The sequence below is a fragment of the Microcoleus sp. MON1_C5 genome (genome assembly GCF_036701875.1).
Taxonomy (GTDB): domain Bacteria; phylum Cyanobacteriota; class Cyanobacteriia; order Cyanobacteriales; family Microcoleaceae; genus Microcoleus.
This window is the reverse complement of the sequence record NZ_JAUBRN010000041.1, coordinates 34,017-54,965: the sequence shown is the minus strand read 5'-3', so window position 1 is coordinate 54,965 and position 20,949 is coordinate 34,017. Positions and strand designations below refer to the sequence as shown.

The 20,949-nt window shown below is 44.9% G+C and carries 8 protein-coding genes; 5 read left to right on the top strand and 3 right to left on the bottom strand.

Annotation, left to right across the window (positions count from 1 at the left end; translation table 11 throughout):
* Window positions 1–4 precede the first annotated feature (4 nt).
* The 3 genes from cydB to QUA71_RS19405 all read left to right on the top strand — a co-directional run bounded on the left by cydB (window position 5) and on the right by QUA71_RS19405 (window position 12,890).
* On the top strand, window positions 5–1,018 hold the full coding sequence (gene cydB / locus QUA71_RS19415; protein ID WP_333287445.1) for a cytochrome d ubiquinol oxidase subunit II: 1,014 nt from the start codon (window positions 5–7) through the stop codon (window positions 1,016–1,018).
* A gap of 476 nt (window positions 1,019–1,494) precedes the next feature.
* Window positions 1,495–7,353, top strand: coding sequence for an AAA family ATPase (locus QUA71_RS19410; protein WP_333287460.1), 5,859 nt, complete (start codon window positions 1,495–1,497; stop codon window positions 7,351–7,353).
* A gap of 161 nt (window positions 7,354–7,514) precedes the next feature.
* Entirely contained in the window at window positions 7,515–12,890 is a 5,376-nt protein-coding gene (locus QUA71_RS19405) for an AAA family ATPase (protein WP_333287443.1), read from the top strand.
* Between the two features lie 129 nt (window positions 12,891–13,019).
* Here the strand turns inward: QUA71_RS19405 and QUA71_RS19400 are convergent, their stop codons facing one another.
* Both QUA71_RS19400 and QUA71_RS19395 read right to left on the bottom strand, forming a co-directional pair.
* Window positions 13,020–15,242, bottom strand: a complete 2,223-nt coding sequence (locus QUA71_RS19400) for a PAS domain S-box protein (protein ID WP_333287441.1) — start codon at window positions 15,240–15,242, stop codon at window positions 13,020–13,022.
* Window positions 15,243–15,655: 413 nt separating this feature from the next.
* Window positions 15,656–17,134 (bottom strand): leucyl aminopeptidase, encoded by a 1,479-nt coding sequence (locus QUA71_RS19395; RefSeq protein ID WP_333213953.1) that lies wholly within the window; start codon window positions 17,132–17,134, stop codon window positions 15,656–15,658.
* Between the two features lie 337 nt (window positions 17,135–17,471).
* Here QUA71_RS19395 and QUA71_RS19390 point away from each other — a divergent pair, with 337 nt between their 5' ends.
* Window positions 17,472–19,673 (top strand): transglycosylase SLT domain-containing protein, encoded by a 2,202-nt coding sequence (locus QUA71_RS19390; protein ID WP_333287439.1) that lies wholly within the window; start codon window positions 17,472–17,474, stop codon window positions 19,671–19,673.
* 300 nt (window positions 19,674–19,973) lie between these two features.
* On the opposite strand, the gene QUA71_RS19385 is transcribed toward QUA71_RS19390, so the two are convergent.
* A complete protein-coding gene (locus QUA71_RS19385) occupies window positions 19,974–20,471 on the bottom strand; it encodes a pentapeptide repeat-containing protein (RefSeq protein ID WP_333287437.1) in 498 nt (165 codons plus the stop codon).
* Window positions 20,472–20,580: 109 nt separating this feature from the next.
* Here QUA71_RS19385 and QUA71_RS19380 point away from each other — a divergent pair, with 109 nt between their 5' ends.
* Window positions 20,581–20,949 (top strand): phage holin family protein, encoded by a 369-nt coding sequence (locus QUA71_RS19380; RefSeq protein WP_333287435.1) that lies wholly within the window; start codon window positions 20,581–20,583, stop codon window positions 20,947–20,949.

The window sequence follows — 20,949 nt, the reverse complement described above, 5'->3', positions numbered from 1 at the left end:
TTGTATGCAAGCTTTGGAGCATTTTCTCCCGCAAGTTTGGTTTGTAATTTTGGCTTTGTTCCTCTTGCTCTACGTCATGCTAGACGGTTTTGACTTAGGAGTAGGAATCCTGTCTCTGACTGCTGATGACGAAGAACGCAGGGGCATTTTAATGACGAGTTTGGGCAACGTTTGGGACGCGAACGAAACGTGGCTGGTATTGATGGCAGGCGCTTTATTTGGTGCATTTCCACTTGCTTACGGCACGATTTTAACGGCATTGTACATACCGATTTGCGTGATGCTGTTTGGTTTGATATTTCGGGCTGTAGCCTTTGAGTTTCGCGAGCATTCTAATCGCAAATTACTCTGGAATTATGCCTTTGGTGCTGGCAGTTTTTTAGCAGCTTTAGCTCAAGGATTTGCCCTCGGTGCCGTGCTCGAGGGCATTGCGGTTGACGAAGCCGGTCACTTTGTGGGTACTACTTGGGACTGGCTGGATTGGCGATCGCTCTTGGTTGCTTTGACGCTGATTCAAGGCTATGTTTTGATCGGTTCAACCTATCTAATTATGAAAACGGAGGGGGAACTGCAAACAAATCACTATCGCACGGCTAAAATTGCGGCGGTGACAACTTTAATCGGAGCGATTTTAATTACGATCGCCACTCCGATTTTTTACGAAAGCGCTAGAGCCAGGTTGTTCGAGAAACCGCTAGTTTATGTCTTTGCCGCGATTCCTTTGCTGGGAGTGCTGTTGGTAGGACTGCTGCTGAAAAGTCTCGCAAACAAAGAAGAACGCACGCCGTTTGTCTGGACGATTCTGATTTTTTTGCTCAGTTTTATCGGCTTGGGGTTGATTGTTTTTCCCTATATTATTCCTTCCAAAATCACGATTTACCAAGCCGCAGCTTCGCCCAGCGCCCTGGTATTTATGATTGTGTTCATGGGCGTTCTGCTCCCGATTATGATTTTTTACAACATCTACAATTATGTTGTGTTTCGGGGTAAGGTTGTCGGCGGCCACTACGGGGAATAAAGCATAATAAAACCGCAGATGCAGGCAAATATACGCAGATAAGCTCAACTCTCGATCCGGGTTTATCTGCGTATATTTGCGGTTAAAAATTACAAATTATTGTTTTCCGATACCATCACAACTTACGCAACCATACTATACATAACATAGCGCCAATAGTGCAGAATAGCGAAAGGAACTGGTGGAGAATTAGCGATCGCACGTCATGCGATTTGAAATTTGAGATTTGAGATTGCTCGCACGGATGAGTCCGGGACTGGCGATCGGGATGCGGAGCTTTTTTCAAAGGTAGACAGATAAATCCGGGGACTTGTGACCAAGTTGATTTCGGTCAAATACTAATTGATAAACATGGGAAAAAAATTACAGTTAATTCTGTCCCTACTGAGAGTGCAGAATTTGCGATCGCTATCTTTGTCACATAATAAAATACAATGGAATGGAATGTTTTAATTTAACTGTTGTATAAACGAGTTATGGATGCGATCGCAAATTTGTCAGGTTACGAGATTACAGAGAAACTTTATGTAGGTACACGTACCCTAGTCTATCGAGGCATCCGTACCCGTGACCAATACCCAGTCGTCATTAAACTGCTGCAAAACGAATACCCCACCTTCAACGAACTCATCCAGTTTCGCAACCAATATACTATTGCCAAAAATCTCGACTTCCCTCACATCGTCAAACCCCTAACGCTGGAAGTATACCAGAATAGCTATGCCCTAGTAATGGAGGACTTTGGCGGAGTCTCCCTACCTACTTATCTCAAAACAGCAACAAATCAAACCCAATCATTTCAAGTTTTACCTTTAGCAGAATTTCTCCAAGTCGCCATACAACTAACAGATATTATTCACTACCTTTACCAAAACCGCGTCATTCATAAAGATATTAAACCCGCTAATATTCTCATTAATCCCGACACCAAACAAATTCAACTAATTGACTTTAGTATTGCATCCCTCCTACCACGAGAAACCCAAGAAATCCAGAATCCAAATATTTTAGAAGGAACATTAGCCTATCTCTCCCCCGAACAAACAGGACGGATGAATCGAGGCATTGACTATCGTAGTGACTTTTACTCCCTGGGTGTGACTTTTTATGAATTGTTGACAGGAAAGTTGCCATTTATCTCGGATGACCCGATGAAAGTGGTGCATTTTCATCTCGCCAAACAGTCGAAACCGAGCCATCACATTAATCCTGAAATTCCCCCGATATTATCGGAAATTGTCAGTAAACTGATGGCGAAAAATGCCGAAAATCGCTATCAGAGTGCATTAGGACTCAAGCACGATTTAGAGATTTGTTTAGTTCAATTGCAAAAAACAGCCCATATAAAATCTTTTGAACTCGGAAAGCGAGATATTAGCGATCGCTTTACTATCCCCGAAAAGCTCTACGGTAGAGAAAAAGAAGTTGATCAACTATTAGCTGCCTTTGAGCGAGTCAGCCTGGGAGCAACGGAAATGATGCTAGTAGCAGGTTTTTCTGGAATTGGGAAAACCGCCGTTGTCAATGAAGTTCATAAACCCATTGTCCGTCAGCGCGGTTATTTTATCAAAGGCAAATACGATCAATTTCAACGCAACATTCCCTTCAGTGCCTTTGTGCAAGCCTTCCGCGACTTAATGGGTCAACTGCTATCAGAATCGGATACCCAACTGCAAACATGGAAAACCCAGATTTTAGCAGCAGTGGGAGACAACGGACAAGTCTTGATTGATGTGATTCCTGAGTTAGAAGGCATAATTGGCGATCAACCTCCTGCAACAGAATTGTCAGGAAGTGCCGCCCAAAATCGCTTTAATCTGCTGATGCAGAAATTTGTGCAAGTTTTCACCAGCAAAGAACATCCTTTAGTGATGTTTTTGGATGACTTGCAATGGGCGGATTCAGCCTCCCTGAATTTGCTACAATTATTGATGATCGATACAGGATATTTATTAGTATTGGGGGCCTATCGAGATAATGAAGTTTGGCCCGTGCATCCATTTATCTTAAGAGTGAATGAGATAGTTAAAACGGGGGCAACAGTGAATACAATTACTTTGGAACCGTTAAGCGAACTAGATATGAATTTGTTGGTGGCGGATACGCTGAATTGCGAATCATCACTTGCCCAACCTTTGACAAAATTAGTCTCTCAAAAAACTCAGGGGAATCCTTTCTTTGCAACTCAGTTTCTCAAGACATTACATGACGAGCAGCTAATTAGCTTTAACTGGGAGATTCGGCATTGGCAGTGTGATATTGCCCAAGTGAAAGCCTTAGCTATCACTGATGATGTCGTTGAATTCATGGCGTTGCAATTGCAGAAGCTGCCCAAAGGAACTCAGTATCTTCTCACCTTAGCTGCTTGTATAGGATCACAGTTTGATTTGAATACGTTAGTAATTGTCGGTGAGAAATCTGCTGCAATGACGGCTATGGCTTTATGGAAAGCATTACAGGAAGGTTTGGTGATTCCCACGACGAAAATCTATAAATTCTTTACGGAATCGGATAGTAATGAAGTTTTAAATGCTTCAGCTAATCCGACTTATCGATTTTTACACGATCGCGTCCAGCAAGCTGCATATTCGCTAATTCCTGATTCGCAGAAAAAAGCAACTCATCTCAAAATAGGACAGTTACTCCAGCAAAATTGCGCCGAGATGGAGCGAGAGGAAAAACTGTTTGATATTGTCGGGCATTTGAATCGAGGCATTGAGTTAATCACCCAACCGACCGAACGAGAAGCCTTAGCTAAACTAAACTTGGCAGCCGGTTGTAAAGCCAGAAATTCTACGGCCTACACCGCAGCCAGAGTTTATCTACAAGTGGGGGTTGAGCTACTGAGGGCCAACTGCTGGGAAAGCCAGTATGAATTAACCCTGGATCTCTATGTTGCTGCTGCTGAAGCCGCCTATTTGAATGCTGACTTTGATGGCATGGAAGAGATGGCAGCACAGGTGTTACAGAATGCACAGACAATCTTAGACAAAATCAAAATTTACGAAATTCAAATCGTCGCACAGACAGCACAAAGCAAGACGTTAGAAGCCATTGCAGTAGCAAGAGATGCACTGTGGCAATTGGGGGTTGAACTCCCCACCGAAGCTGACGAAGCCTTGATTGGTAAAGCGCTACAGAGCGTTGCGGAGCAACTAAGCGGCAGAAAAATTGATGAACTAATCGATCTGCCTGTGATGAGTGATCCTCAGACTCAGGCAGCTATGCCAATATTGGCCATGTTATTTGCACCCATTCTCCAGGGAATTCCAGGCTTAGTGCCCCTACTGAGCTCCACGATGGTAAGTTTATCACTCGAATTTGGGAATGCACCCGCATCGACGGTGGGCTATGCGATTCACGGGCTTGTATTAAGTGCCTTTTTGGGAGAGGCAAAAACGGGCTATAGCTTTGGTAAATTGGCACTCTCATTGCTCGATCGGGTCAATGCACGAGAATTTAAGTGCATTACTCATAATATGTTTGGGGCATTTATTCAGCATCATCAAAATGCTATGAGGGCAGGGCTACCAACCCTGAAAGAGGGCTTTATAGCTGGCATGGAAACTGGCGATTTTCTTAACGCTGGCTACAACATAGCTACTTACAGCTACATCAACTTTTTCGGTGGGGTAGAACTGGATACTTGGGAACCGGAACTTGCAGTCTACAGTGCTACGTTGGCTCAAGTGAAGCAATATTCTGCTCGGACTTATTTGCATATGGAGCGGCAGATGTTGCAGAACTTGAGGGAAGTAGTGAATCAACCGGATTGCTTAATCGGTGAAGCCTATGATGAAACGGTAATGATTCCTAACCACTATCAGGATCGTGAATTCAGTGCGATCGCCCTTGTCTACATCTACAAACTACTGCTTGCCTATTCCTTTGGTAATTATCCGGCTGCTCTAAACTACATTACCCGAGCCAAAGAGTGTGTGATGGCAGTATCGGGATTAATTATTGTTCCCATTTTCCATTTTTATGCAGCATTGACACACCTGGCGCTCTTCCCCACACACCCAAAAACCGAGCAAGCTTCCATTCTCGCCCTAGTGGAAACCCATCAAACGACTCTGCACCAGTGGGCGCAAAATGCTCCCATGAATCATCTGCATAAATGGTATTTGGTTGAAGCAGAACGGCAGCGGGTTTTGGGCAATAAAGCAGATGCAATTGAAATGTACGATCGCGCCATCCAACTAGCTCAAGAAAATCAATTCATCAACGAAGAAGCCCTCGCCAACGAACTAGCAGCTAAATTCTACTTGGAATGGGGCAAAGAAAAAGTAGCGAGCGCCTATATGATTGAAGCGTATTATTGTTATGCCCGATGGGGAGCTAAAGCCAAAATAGACTATTTGGAAAAAAGTTATCCTCGCCTACTCGGTGTTATCCTTCAGCAACCTCAATCCTTTAGTTCCTTTAAGGAAACGATCGCCCGGGGAACGATTACTTATACCCACTCTTCTAGCAGTAACTCTGAATTTCTAGATTTGCCTAGTCTGATCAGCGCCTCTCAAGCCATCTCTGGGGAAATTGAACTAGATAAACTCCTGACTACTATTTTAAAAATAGCGATCGCGAATGCTGGGGCAACTAAGTGTGTCTTATTGCTCAAACAAGAACAGTATTTACAGGTAGCGGCTCTTGTAGCAGAGGGACAGGAACCTAAGCTATTACCAGCAATACCTCTAGAATCTAGTCAGGATGTAGCGATTAGTTTGGTTAACACTGTCAAGCGTAGTTTGAAACCTTTGGTAATAGTCGATGCTAGGGTAAGTTCCCAGGTTGCGGGCGATCGCTATATTGAACATCACCAGCCAATAAGTGTTCTGTGTATTCCAATTCTTAATCAAGGGCAGTTGATAGGAGTTTTCTACCTGGAAAATAACCTAACGGTTGGGGCATTTACGACCGATAGGGTTGAAGTGCTAAACCTTATTTGCGCTCAAGCTGCCATCTCTTTAGAAAACACCCGACTTTATGCCCAAGAGCAGGAAAAATCCCAGTCATTACAAGCATCACTAGAACAATTAAAACAGGTGGAAGAATCTCTCACCAAAGAACGAGAATTCTTGAATGCCATCATTCACAATATTAAAGATGGGATTGTTGTTTGTAATGCTAGTGGCCAATTGACCCTATTCAACAAGGCAACTCGTGAGTTTCATGGCTTACCCGTGGAATCATTACCACCCGAACAATGGGCAGAACACTTCGCTCTCTATCAAGCTGATGGTCAAACACCCCTATCAACAACGGAAATTCCCCTATTTCGCGCCTTGCAAGGAGAAATAGTCGAAAATGTAGAAATGGTAATTGCGCCGAAGCATGGTTCTACCAGAATTGTGTTAGCCAGCGGACAAGCAATCTTCGATCCTTGGGGAAAAAAAGTCGGTGCGGTAGTTGTGATGCGAGATATTAGCGAGCTCAAACGCATCGAAGCCGAACGTCAACAAAAGTCTGAAGCCCTAGAAAAGACTCTACGAGAACTCCAACAAGCTCAAATCCAACTTATCCAAGGTGAAAAAATGTCAGCCTTGGGCAATTTAGTAGCTGGTGTCGCTCACGAAATCAACAACCCTGTCGGCTTCCTGGCTGGCAACATTACCCCAGCCTTAGATTACATCAAAGATTTGTTTGGATTGCTCGATTTGTATCAAGAAAAATATCCCCAACTCGAGCCAGAGATTCAAGAGGAAATCGAGAACATCGATCTTGACTACATCCGGGAAGACTTACCGAAATTAGTAGGTTCAATGCGGGAAGGCGTGAAGCGGATTCGGGATATTAGTACCAGTCTACGAACCTTCTCCCGTGCCGATACTAACTATCCCGTAGCTTGCAATATCCACGATGGCATCGATAGCACCATTATGATCCTGAAACATCGGCTCAAGGCTAACGAAACTCGCCCAGAAATAAAAGTGATTAGGGAATATGGAAATTTGCCACAAGTGGAGTGTTATGCCGGACAGTTGAATCAAGTATTTATGAATTTGTTAAGTAATGCGATTGATGCTTTGGATGAATCAAATCAAGGACGACATTATGCAGAAATTGTCAATGAGATTACCATTAAAACCGACATTTCTCTGGACAATAAACAAGCGATAATTTGCATTAAAGATAACGGTGCGGGCATGAGTGAAGCAGTGCAAGAGAAGATTTTTGATGAGTTATTTACTACCAAGGGAGTAGGGCAAGGGACGGGGTTGGGATTGGCGATCGCACGGCAGATTGTAGTTGAGAAACACGGCGGTACAATCGAGGTCAATTCTCTATTGAGAGAAGGGACGGAGTTTACAATTTTATTGCCGATGAAAGGATAAGACTATCTTGATAGCTCGCCATCTTTCTCTTCAAAAGTGAAAAAGAATAAAAGCGGTAGAGTCTGTAGGCTGGGGATTTCGCAGTTCTATTTTCCTGAGACTAAACCAATAAAAGTGTATAATTAGTTACAATAGTCAAGGTCTGAGATGGGGTAATCCAGATGAGTGCAGCAGTGGATTGGACGAAGCGAGTTTTAGGATATCATCTGGTTGAGCAATTATACTCTGGTTCCAGAACCCTAGTTTATCGAGCTATCCGAGAAACAGACGAGATTCCGGTTGTCATTAAACTATTAAATAGAGACTATCCCAGCTTCAGCGAACTGCTGCAATTCCGCAACCAGTACACCATCGCCAAAAATCTACGTCTGCCGGGAGTCGTTGAACCTTACAGTCTAGAATCCTATCGCCACAGCTATGCCCTAGTGATGGAGGATTTTGGCGGTATTTCTCTACGAGACTACGCCCAAAAGCAAGCGCTGACTCTGGCAGAAATATTGGAAATTGCCATTCAAATAACTGACATTCTCCATGGACTCTATCGGCATCGAGTCATCCACAAAGATATTAAGCCAGCTAACGTCCTGATTCATCCCGAAACTAAACAAGTCAAACTGATTGACTTTAGCATCGCCTCCCTACTGCCGAGAGAAACTCAAGAAATTCAAAATCCCAACGTTTTAGAAGGAACCCTCGCCTATATTTCTCCCGAACAAACCGGAAGAATGAACCGAGGCATCGACTACCGCACCGACTTTTATTCTCTGGGAGCCACCTTTTACGAACTGCTGACAGGAAAACTGCCATTTGAATGTGACGACCCCATGGAGTTGGTTCACTGCCATATTGCCAAACAGCCTCCTGCAATAAACAGCAAAGAAATCCCGCAGATGGTTTCGGATATGGTGATGAAGCTGATGGCAAAGAATGCCGAAAAACGCTATCAAAGTGCCTTGGGATTGAAGTATGACTTAGAAAAGTGTTTGCAGCAGTACCAAGCAACTGGCAAGATTGAAACATTTGAGTTAGGAACGCGAGATATATGCGATCGCTTCCTCATCCCCGAAAAACTCTACGGTCGAGGACGAGAAATACAGCAACTTTTAGAAGCCTTTGAACGAGTAGCACAAGGCAACAGCGAAATGATGCTGGTTGCAGGCTTTTCCGGCATAGGAAAAACAGTTGTGGTTAATGAAGTTCAAAAACCCATTGTACGACAGCATGGCTATTTCATTAAAGGTAAGTTTGACCAGTTCAATCGCAATATTCCCTTTTCGGCATTTGTGCAAGCATTCCGCGATTTAATGACACAATTGCTCAGTGAAAGCGATCTCCAACTCCAAGCATGGAAAACCCAAATTTTAGCAGCCCTTGGTGACAACGGACAAGTCATTATCGAAGTAATTCCAGAACTAGAACGGATTATCGGGCAACAACCCCCAGCCCCAGAATTGTCAGGGAGTGCTGCTCAAAATCGGTTCAATTTGCTGTTCCAAAAATTTATCTCTGTTTTTACCACAAAAGAGCATCCCTTAGTGATGTTTCTGGATGATTTGCAGTGGGCTGATTCAGCATCTTTAAAGTTGATGCAGTTGCTTATAGGTGAATCGCAGTCCAGTCACCTGCTACTAATTGGAGCCTATCGAGACAATGAAGTTTCCCCTGCTCATCCCTTAATGTTGACTTTAGATGAAGTCACAAAAATCGGCGCAATAGTCAATACCATTACACTAGCACCTCTGGCTCGATCCAGTTTGAATCAATTAGTAGCAGATACGCTGACTTGTTCTCCTAAGTTAGCAGAACCGCTGACTGAATTGGTGTATAAGAAGACAAAAGGAAACCCATTTTTTGCGACGCAGTTTCTCAAGGCCTTGCATCAAGATGAGTTGATTATTTTTGATGTTAAAGCAGGATATTGGCAGTGCTGTATTAGCAAAATTACCGAAGCAGCACTGACGGATGACGTAGTTGAATTCATGGCGCAGCAGTTACAGAAATTGCCAGTAGAAACTCAGGAGGTTTTAAAATTAGCCGCTTGCATTGGCAATCAGTTCGATCTGACAACATTAGCAATTGTTTCGGAAATCTCGGAGACGGGAACGGCCACGGCTTTATGGAAAACTTTACAGGAAGGTTTTGTTTTACCTCAGAGTGAGATTTATAAATTTTATGTAGGGGAAGAAGAAAATATCGATCGAGGTACTTCTCAAACAGTTGTCTATCGCTTCTTGCACGATCGCGTCCAACAAGCCGCTTATTCTTTGATTCCCGAAAGCGATCGCGCGCTCGCCCATTATCAAATCGGGCAACTGCTGCTGCAACAGATTTCACCAGAAGCTAGAGAAGAACGCATTTTTGAATTAGTCAATCAATTAAATTACGGCACGACGCTGGTTGTCGAAAAAACAGAACGAGACGATTTAGCACAACTCAACCTGATTGCTTGCCGCAAAGCGAGATCGGCAACTGCCTATCAAGCAGCCCGCGAATATGCCACAGTGGGGCTGCAACTGCTGGGAACAGACGCTTGGGAACGGCATTACGAAATGACCCTATCCCTGCACGACTTAGCTGCCGAGGTGGCTTTCTTGGCCGGCGATTTTGAGCAGATGCACCAGTGGATTGAAGCGGTGATTCATCATGCGAAAACACCTTTAGAACAGGTGCAAGTTTATCAAGTTAAAATCCAGGCATTGGTCGCCCACAATAAATTTGTCGAGGCGATCGCGATCGGTCAATCAGTCTTCCAAATGTTGGGTGTGAATCTGCCAGATGAACCAACCCTAGACGATATTCGGCAGGTGAAGCAAGAAATTGATGCCTTAATTGAGGGTCGCTCCATTGAGTCATTCATTCATCTGCCGAAAATGACCGACCCTCAGCAATTAGCCATTATGCAAAATGCGGCTCGGCTGACACCCGTCTGTTATATGTCAGGAACAAAGCTCTATTTCCTAGTCGTGGCGCTCCAGGCCAAGTTGTCTATTCAATTTGGCAATAGTCCGGTTTCCGCTTTTTGCTACGTGGGTTACGCCTTCCAACTGAGGATGCTGTGGGGCGACATGACAATGGTGCCTCAGTTTGGGCAATTAGGATACCAACTCGCCTTAGAACCCGATGCCAAAAACATTCGAGCCGCAACCGCCATGTTAATGGGGGCCTATGTGGGTTCTTGGACGATCCATTTGCAAGAAACGCTGCCGATTCTTCTCGATGGCTATCAAGCTGGATTAGAAACAGGCAATCTCGAATTTATGGGCTACGACGCCCAGTTGTACTGCTTCAATGCTTATTGGTACGGTCAACCGCTGGCTGAACTCGAACCGCAAATTCGCGCCTATTACCAACAGTTGTGCGACCTCCACCAAGTCACAGCAGCAAACTGTGTGTTGGCGTACTTGCAGGCTGCTCAAATTCTCTTGGGTCAGTCAGAGGACGAGATTCCTTTACGCCAGGATGACTATGAAGAAAAAGTCCTGGCTCAGGCAAAAGTCGATTTTTACCGGCTATCCTTCTTTTACCTGTATCGATTCACATTGAATTACTGGTTGGAAGACTTTGCTAAAGCAGAACACGATGCCGCTCAAACGCGACACTATTTGGCTGGAGGGATGGGAAGTATTGTTGAACCGATCTTCTACTTCTATGATTCTCTGAACGTGCTGGCCACTAGGTCGGAATCGATGCCGCAGTCGGAGCCGCGATGGCAGCGAATGGAAGAAAATCAAGCCAAGCTCAAAGACTGGGCAGATTATGGCCCCATGAATTACTTGCACAAATATCATTTAGTTGAAGCTGAAAAAAATCGCGTTCTTGCTCGCAAAACAGAAGCTATAGAATTTTACGATATAGCAATTAAAGGAGCCAAGGAAAACGGTTATATCCAAGAGGAAGCATTAGCCAACGAACTCGCCGCAAAATTCTACCTTGATTGGAGCAAAGAAAAAGTCGCCGCCAGCTATATGCAGGAGGCATATTACTGTTATGCCCGTTGGGGTGCACTAGCCAAGGTTGAAGACTTAGAAAACAGGTATCCCCAATTACTTCATCCCATCCTGAATCAGCCAAAACTTCGCTTTAATCCTCTAGAGACCCTGGCAACGATTAGCCAATCTTCGCAGACTTCCAGTAATAGCAGCACCAGTATTTCCGATGCCCTAGATTTCGCATCTATTGTGCAAGCTGCTCAAGCTTTATCCAGTAAAATTCAGCTTGATGAATTACTCGATACCCTCAACCAAATTATTTTGAAAACGTCTGGGGCAGAAACTTGTGCTTTGCTGCTCCCCCATGAGAACGAATGGCAAATCCGGGCAATAACTCACATCAATCCCGATAACCAGTTACCCACAACCCTGCTGCAAACCCAACCTCTAGATGGCTCGGCGGTGATTCCGCTCAAGCTGGTTTATTATGTCAAACACACCCTGGAAACTGTGGTTGTTGAAGGTGGCAAGACCGATATTCCGGGTTTAATGAATGATTGTACGCTCCAGTATCACTCTCAGAGTATGCTATGTACTCCGATTCTCGATCGCGGGAACTTAGTTGCGATACTTTATCTGGAACATAGCTCGACAAAAGGAGTGTTTACTCGCGATCGCCTCCTCATCCTCAACTTCCTCTGCACTCAGGCTGCCATTTCCCTAGAAAATGCGCGATTGTATCAGCAAGCCCAGGATTACGCTCACCAGGTGGAACAATCTCAACTGCAATTAGTACAGAGCGAAAAAATGTCGGCGTTGGGGAATTTAGTAGCCGGGGTTGCCCATGAAATTAATAATCCAGTCGGATTTATTTCTGGTAATATTCATGAAGCGATCGCCGCCGTCAAGGATATTAAAGAATACTTGCAACTCTATAAAGAAAAATTTCCCAGTCCTGGTGAGGAGATTGAAGAAAAAGCTGAAGAGAGCGATATCGAATATCTCTTAGAAGATTTACCCAAAATGTTAAATTCGATGCAAATCGGGTGCGATCGCATTCAAGGTATCAGCACCAGTCTTCGTACCTTCTCCCGCTCCGACAAAGATTACAAAGTTCCTTTCAATATTCATGACGGAATTAACAGTACGATTTTGATTCTCAAACATAGATTGAAAGCGAACGAACAGCGTCCAGCGATTGAAGTTGTGAAAGAGTACGGGAACTTGCCATCAGTTGATTGCTTCCCCGGACAATTAAATCAGGTGTTTATGAATATATTAGCCAATGCCATTGATGCACTGGAAGAATCAAAGCGGGAACCGAGTTTAGAGAAGACTAAAGCCCCAGCCCATTGCATCACGATTCGGACAGAAATGAAGTCTAAGGATTGGGTGAATATTCGCATTTCTGACAACGGGCCAGGGATATCAGATGAGATAAAAGGTCATATTTTTGACCACTTATTTACAACTAAAGGTGTGGGTAAGGGCACGGGATTGGGTTTGGCGATCGCGCGGCAGATTGTAGTTGATAAACACGGCGGTATGCTAGAAGTCTACTCAACTTTAGGTCGAGGTACAGAATTTACCATTTCACTGCCATGTTGATTATTACCTAGGTAATTTATAGCCAATTTTTGGATTTTTCTGGAAAATTAAAAGTTTTTTACCCCCCACTTTACAATTTATAGTGAGCGATAACTTCGGCCAAATTATTGATACTTCCGTTGCACTAATTTATAAAGGAATCTCGATCGCAAATTCCGTACCTTCTCCTACGGTGGAACAGCAGCTCAAGGCTCCGGCGTGTTTTTCCGCGACAATTCGGTAACTGATGGCTAACCCCAAACCCGTGCCTTTTCCCATCGGTTTAGTCGTGAAAAACGGATCGAACAATCGGCTCCGCACGTCTTCTGTCATGCCGATCGCATTATCGGCAATGCGGATGCAAATACTATTTTCGTTCAGGGCTTCTGTGCGAATCCTAATAGTTGGTTTCCAATCGTCGCCGCCGGCCGCAGAGCGCCTTTTTTGGTTGCAAGCATCTTCCAAGGCGTCAATACTGTTGCTAAGCAGATTCATAAATACCTGATTGAGCTGACCTGCATAACATTCTATTAAAGGGAGTTGACCGTAATCTTTGATTATTTTTATTTCTGGATAGTCGCCTCTGGCTCGGAGTTTGTTGTGCAATATTAAGAGGGTATTATCTATGCCTTCGTGAAGGTTAGTAAGTTTTTTTACCGAGTCGTCTAAACGCGAGAAGTTTCGCAAACTCAGAACTATTTCGCGAATGCGATCGGCTCCCATTTTCATCGAAGATAATATTTTTAGTAAATCTTCTGTCATAAATTCTAAATCGATATTGTCAATACATTGTCGAATTTCTACCACGGGCTGAGGATAGTGTTTTTGGTAAAGTTCTACAAGCTGCAACAAGTCTCGGATATATTGGGTGGCGTAGGAAATATTGCCGTAGATAAAACTGACAGGGTTATTAATTTCGTGAGCTACTCCAGCTACCATTTGACCGAGACTTGACATTTTTTCGGTATGAATTAGGTGAGCTTGAGTTTCTCGAAGTTCTTTGAGAGCGATTTCTAGCTGCTGGGCTCTGTTGTTGGCGATCGCCTCGGAGAGCCGCAAAGCATCCTCGGCTGCTTTGCGCTCTGTCATGTCAAAAATGGCGCCGTTGAGGGATAAAACTTCACCGTCTGCGTTGAAAAGGGCTTGACCTTTCTCTGCAACCCACCGCACATTTCCGTCGCAGTGAATTAGGCGATATTCGATGATGTAAGGTTGTTTTTTCTTAATAGCCCGATCGATAATTGTCTCGATGTGTTCAGCGTCATCGGGATGAACTATACTCGGAAAAGCCTGCACCGGTTTTTGCATAAAGTTAGCTGCGGGATAGCCAGAAATAGCTTCGATGCCACTGCTGATAAAAGTTAGGCTCGATCGCCCAGCAGCACTGCATCGGTAAACCGCACCGGGAATGCTAGAAACTAATGACCTAAATTCTTCTTCCCTTTCTCGCAAAGCGGCCTCAATCCGCTTGCGCTCGCTAATGTCGCGAGCAAACGCGCACTGATATTCTTTGCCGTTAAATTCCAAATGGTTGATCGTAATTTCTACCGGAAAAATGCGACCGTACTTAGTGAGGTGGTGAACTTCAATATTAACCGAACCGCAGCGTTTTAAGACTTTCCAGTGCAAACTCCAAGCAGTTTGGGGGAAATCTGGATTGATGTCGTGCACGGTCATCGAGAGCAATTCACTGGCAGAATATCCCAATGAAGTGCAAGCAGCGTCGTTGACGTACAAAAATTTACCGTCGGGCCCGATCCAGAATATCGCATCTGCCGATCGGTCGATCGCAAATTGAGTCAGTTGCAACTTTTCCTCAACCCGTTGGCGATCGGCAATTTCTTTTTCTAACTGTTCGTTAAGCGAATTGAGAGCTAAAGTGCGATCGACAATAGTATCTGAAGGGTAAAGATCGATCGATTGTTTTGGCAATTCTCCTTTCTCGATATCATGCTGGTGCTGATTTTCTTCTACCTGTTTTAACGACTGTTGTTGAAATTTTTCTCTTTGATTAAAACCAGACTCGGCAAGTGCTTTCGGCATCAGGGCGAGGGCGACTGCGGCTAAAAGCCAAGAAATCAAAGCACTTGTAGCTTTGAGAGTTACCGACAGCCAATATATGGAATGCCAAAGCGTCCAAACTTCCGTCAATTTAGCCGCGCCCCAGACAAAAAAAACAACGGCAAACACCCGGAAAATCCTGCGGTGAGAACCTTGGCGGGTAAAATAAACTAATGATAGGGCGATCGAGCAATAAGCCAGTGCCGTCAGCGAGTCAAAAACAGCGTACAGTCGCAACTCCGGCACCGCATTGCACCCGAGTGCGGAAGATACAGCAAGTGGTGAAAAAAAAATTGTTAATTGTTCTTGCATGAAGTTCAAGAAAAAAATTATCTGTACCAATGCAAATCCGATCAAATCTAATTATTTGATTTTGGCTAGTGAAATATTTACATAATTATATACTTTTTTCATTTTTTCTGAAACCGCTATTTTTTCAGCGAATGTCAAAACTGTCGAGGTTGGGCCCCGGGAACGAAGCTTTATCCCAAGTATGAGCAATGCCGATCGTCACTGCTCGCAACGCTTACGTTCCTCGCAGTGAGGGAATAGATAGGTTCGCCTCCTTATGGCTTCTGAAACATTTAAATTTTTAATGATCGTTATTAAGTTTGCTTTTAGATGACTTAAGCTGTGAGCCTGGGGTCTTAAACCCCAGGCTCTCTCATGGACTAGCAGACTTTTAAGGCAGAGAAAATCTCAATTTATGCGCTCGAAATCCACACTTAAGCGCCGCCCAGCGCCCAATGCACCAAAGTCCGAACTCCAAAACCAGTAGCCCCAGGGCCATTGTAGCCATTTTCTTTGTCACTCCAAACCGGGCCGGCAATATCTAAATGCGCCCATGCAGTATCCTTTACAAACTGCTTCAAAAATAGCGCCGCCGTAATCGAACCGCCGGGACGCGGGCCTGTGTTTTTCATGTCGGCGTGCAATGCTTTCAAGCCCTCAAAATATTTTTCTTCCATCGGCATTCGCCAAAATTTTTCGCCTGCCAATTCTGAGGCGGCGACTATTTCGGCGGCGACGCTATCTTGAGGACTCCACAAACCCGCGATATCGTCGCCTAAAGCAATTACGCAGGCCCCGGTTAGAGTTGCTAAATCGACAATCGCGTCAACTCCCAATTTATCAGCAAATACCAAAGCATCAGCCAGGGTTAAACGGCCTTCAGCGTCCGTATTGTTGACTTCAATTGTTTTGCCGTTGGAAGCTGTAAGGATGTCTCCAGGGCGCATAGCGCGGCCGCTGATCATGTTTTCAGTGACGGCGCTGATAAAGTGAACTTCCACATCCGGTTTGATGTGTCCGATCGCCTTTGCCGCTCCCAAAGTAGCGGCAGCGCCGCCCATATCTATTTTCATCATTTCAATGCCGCTGCCCGCACCTTTGATGTTCAAACCCCCAGAATCAAAGGTCAATCCTTTGCCCACAATAGCTATTTTGCGGCGCGGCGTGCCTTCGGGTTTGTAAGTTAAATGGATGAATTTTGGTGGTAAATCAGATGCTAGGGCTACGCCGAGAAAGGCTCCCATCCCTAGTTTTTCACAGTCTTCCCGCTCCAATATTTCTAATTCTAAACCGCATTCGGCAGCCAGACTTTGAGCAGTTTCTGCCATGGTAATTGGGGTGACAAAATTTGCCGGCGCTGCGACTAATTCGCGTGCTAAAATGACTCCGGCAGTGATTTGGCGGGCGCGGGCGATCGCACTTTCGGTACCGGCAAAACCGAGCAAATGAATTTGTTCGAGTTGCGGGCTTTTGTCTTCATGTTCCGATTTGAAACGGTTGTCTTGATTCAAGGAGAGTTCTACACCTTCGGCGATCGCGCTTGCTGTAACATCCGGTGCGTTTTTCCACACCGGAAAGCTAATTCCGAGGGTTTTGCATTTCTCTTTTTTGGCTAACTTGGCGCAAACACCTGCTGCTTGCCGCACGGTGTCTAATTTTAAGTCCTCTGTTTTGCCCAAACCGACGATCGCAATTTTGCGAATGGGATTATTGCCGCCGACACGGGTGATGGCGCTCGTGCCTACTTTGCCCTTAAAATCTACTTCCAGTAGCAGCTCTTTCAAAGTGCCTGCCAGCTTTTCATCTAATTGTGCCAGATCGCCCGTGAGTTCCAGGGCGTCCTCAAATAGACCAATTGCCAAGGCGTCTCCGGTCCAAACAGAGCGGGGCGTATCGGTGACTAGAAATTCCATGTTTTGATTTACACTTTAGATTTTAGATTTTAGATTGTACTTTGTACTTGGTGGTTTGTGGTTTTTCCTTTGTGCGGGTAAATAGATCGATCGCACAAATTTTCCGCTCCACATCAAAATAAATTCTGCTACTATATCAGCCAAGTCCGCCTGCGAACGGATCTTGCGCCAATCTCAATAATCTGTTTTGGGGTCGGGCCAAACGGCGCGCCCCACTCTTAACATTTATTTCTCGTTAAACAGGTATCCTGCCTGTGATGGCGTGGAACACCCATCCTGCCTCTGATGGCTTTTGACAAACGATCGGTTATCTATTGTTATTCTCTTAAATTTTCCCATGCTAAAACGACGCCGGGCCCGATTTTCTGTTTTAATCAGCGTTTCAGTTTGCGTTATTGCGATCGGCTCTTTGGTTGCTGCGATGAAATGGATGGGTTTGGGCTCATTCCAGAAGGCCGAGCAGTCCCAGGAGGCAGCGAATTCCGAATCGCAAGTCAAGATGCTGGTGTCGCTGTCACCGAGCGAGCGATCGGCGAAATTAGTTGAACTCGCAGCCAGTCAGTCTGCAAGTACGAACCCGCAGCAGCAAATCTCCCCTCAAAGCCGCGCTCGGTACCTGCTTGCCAGCGATTTAATCCAACAAGGAAATGCGGCCAAAGCATTAAAGTTATTGGACAAATTAGAGCAAGAATATCCGGTTTTAGCTGCTCACATTGCCCTAAAAAGAGCGCAAGCTTACCAATTGAGCGGCGACAAAGGCAAAGCCCAAAAAGCTTGGCAGGAACTGCTCAAAAACTATCCGAGCGACCCCGTAGCAGCAGAAGCCTTATATGTTTTAGGCAAGTCAAAACCGGAATATTGGCAACAGGCAATTACAGAATTTCCGGGTCATCCCCGCAGCGTAGAAATTGCCCTCGGCAAGTTAAAAGAAAATCCCAATCAGCCGCAGTTGATGCTGCTCGTAGCAAAATACGGTCATTATGTCAAAGACTACGGGACAATTTTGGAACAACTGGTGCAGCGAAACAGCGCCACTTTAAAACCGGAAGATTGGGAAGAAATTGCCTTTGGCTATTGGGAAAAACAAGATTACGGCAAAGGAGCTATTGCTTACGGGAAAGCCCCCCGCAACGCCAAAAATCTTTACCGCAAAGCTCGCGGTTTGTGGCTCGACGGAAAAATCCCGGAATCGAGAATTGCCTATCAAGAATTAGTGCGCGAGTTTCCCGATGCCGAAGATACTGGTTTGGGTTTAATTCGGCTGTCGCGGCTGAGCGATCCAAAGGATGCGATGGTTTATCTCGATCGAGTTATTAGCAAATTCCCCAATTATGCCCCCGAAGCTTTGTTAGATAAATCCCAACTTCTCGACAAAGCACGCAGCGGTCAATCCGCCTCAGATACCCGCAAGTTGCTATTGACAAAATACAACAATTCTGATAAAGCAGGCGAATTGCGGTGGACGATCGCCCAGCAGTTTGCCAAAGGCGGAGATTTAAAATCAGCTTGGCAGTGGGCAAGAGAATTAACCACCCACAATCCCGACAGCGAACAAGCTCCAGAAGCAGCATTTTGGGTCGGAAAATGGGCACAGCAACTCGGCCGCCAACAAGACGCCAAGACTGCATTTGAGTACACTATCTTACGTTATCCCGAATCATATTTTGCGTGGCGATCGGCTGTACTTCTTGGCTGGCCAGTCGGCGACTTTACCACAGTCCGAGATTTGTCTCCCAATGTAGTCCGGCCGCCTCAGCGCCCCGAACCAACTGCGGGCTCTCCTGCGTTGAAAGAACTCTATCAATTAGGTCAAGATAGAGATGCTTGGACGCTGTGGCAAATAGAATTTATCGACCGCGTAGAACCAAGTATTGCGGAACAGTTTACCGATGGTTTAATGCGAGTAGGAGTCGGAGACAATTTAGACGGTTTGTGGATGGTTGGTAGTTTGCGGCAGCGAGACCAACCAGATGATAGAAGCCAATACCTGGAACTCAGACAGCAACCAATTTATTGGCAAGCACTTTATCCTTTTCCTTACTTAGAAACCATCGTCAAATGGTCGCAAGAACGCAAAATAAATCCTGTATTAGTAACAGCATTAATCAGGCAAGAATCGCGGTTTATGCCCGCCATCAAATCCTCAGTTGGCGCCACTGGTTTAATGCAAGTAATGCCGGAAACAGCAGCTTGGGTTGCCTCTCAAATCAGTCTCAAAAAGTATTCATTGGAGAATGTGGACGACAACGTTAAACTCGGTACGTGGTATTTGGATCACACTCACGACGAGTACAAGAATAACTCGATGTTAGCTGTGGCGAGTTATAATGCCGGGCCAACTGCAGTATCAGATTGGTTGAAGAGGTTTAATTTTAGTGACCCGGATGCTTTTGCGGAAAAGATTCCGTTTCCTGAAACGAAAGGATACGTAAAATCGGTGTTTGAGAATTACTGGAATTATCTGCGGATTTACAATCCAGAAGTTAATCAGTTAATGAGTGAGCATTATGCGGCTGCTCAGAAAAAAGCAAAGCCTTAGTAAATTTGGTTTAGGCTGTCAGAAGCCTGAGAGCCCGTTCCACAAACAAATTTATTTGTTGTATTTATTGATTGTGGGGTCGGCTTATAGCCCGGAACAGGCAAGATGCCCGTTCCACAAACAAATTTATTTGTTGTATTTATTGATTGTGGGGTGGGCTTCTAGCCCGCCCTAAACGGACTCTCCGGCCGGTTCCACAAACAAATTTATTTTGTGTATTGATTTTGTGGGGTGGGCTTCTAGCGCGGAACAGGCAAAATGCCCGTTCCACAAATTGAAATTATGGAATTATAAAATAAATCAGCGGCATCCCAAGGAATCACGAGTAGAAATCCCTGTTTGAGAATTAATACCGCTGGCTTTTGTGCACAATTCTTTAATTTGTGAGCCGTCCATAATTGCGTCGGTAAAGTCAGCGCCGGTAATATCAACCCCCTCAAAAGTAGAACGCAGCAAAATTGTTTCCGCTAAAATGGCATCACTTAAATCGGCATTAGTAAATTTAACTTGATCTATCATGGCATTAGTTAAATTTGCTCCGTGCAAATTCGCCTGAGTCATCACCGAAGCGCTCATAATTGCTCCCTGCAAATCGGCATTAGAAAAATTAGTCAAGTCCATATTAGCGTTAGAAAACTCGGCAGCGCGCAGCATTTGACCGGAAAAATCGCGTCTTGTCAGTTCGGCGTTGCTAAAGGACAACGGCGGAGCGTAATATTTAGATTGAGCCTGGGCTGCCTGCGGCAGGATGAAGATAGTTAGCGCCAAAAGGAATGCTGCTAGTTGCCGGAGTTTCATAAGTCTGATATTCTCGCAAGGTGGGTATTTCGTAGTGTATGCCGAACTTTGGTCGATCGACTAAACAGTTACAATCTTAATTAATAGTGATGGAGATGGAAAAAAAGATATGCTAAGTTTTTTCTTAACTTGGATAGTAGCAGCGGTTTCGCTAATCATTACCGCTAACATTGTACCAGGTATGGCGGTGGTTAGCTTTCCGGCGGCGATGCTGGCTGCTGTTGTTATCGGATTGGTGAACGCGGTTGTCAAACCGATTATTACATTGCTGACGCTGCCTTTGACGATTATTACTTTAGGTTTGTTTTTGTTTGTTGTGAATGCAATTTCGCTTTCCCTGGCTTCCGGGTTAGCGGGTGCGTTCAATATCGGCTTTGCGGTTAACGGTTTTTGGCCGGCTTTGTGTGGTTCCATTGTGTTGTCATTTGTTTCTGGGGTGATCGGTCGATTTGTTAATGCCGATACTTTGTCTCAGTAA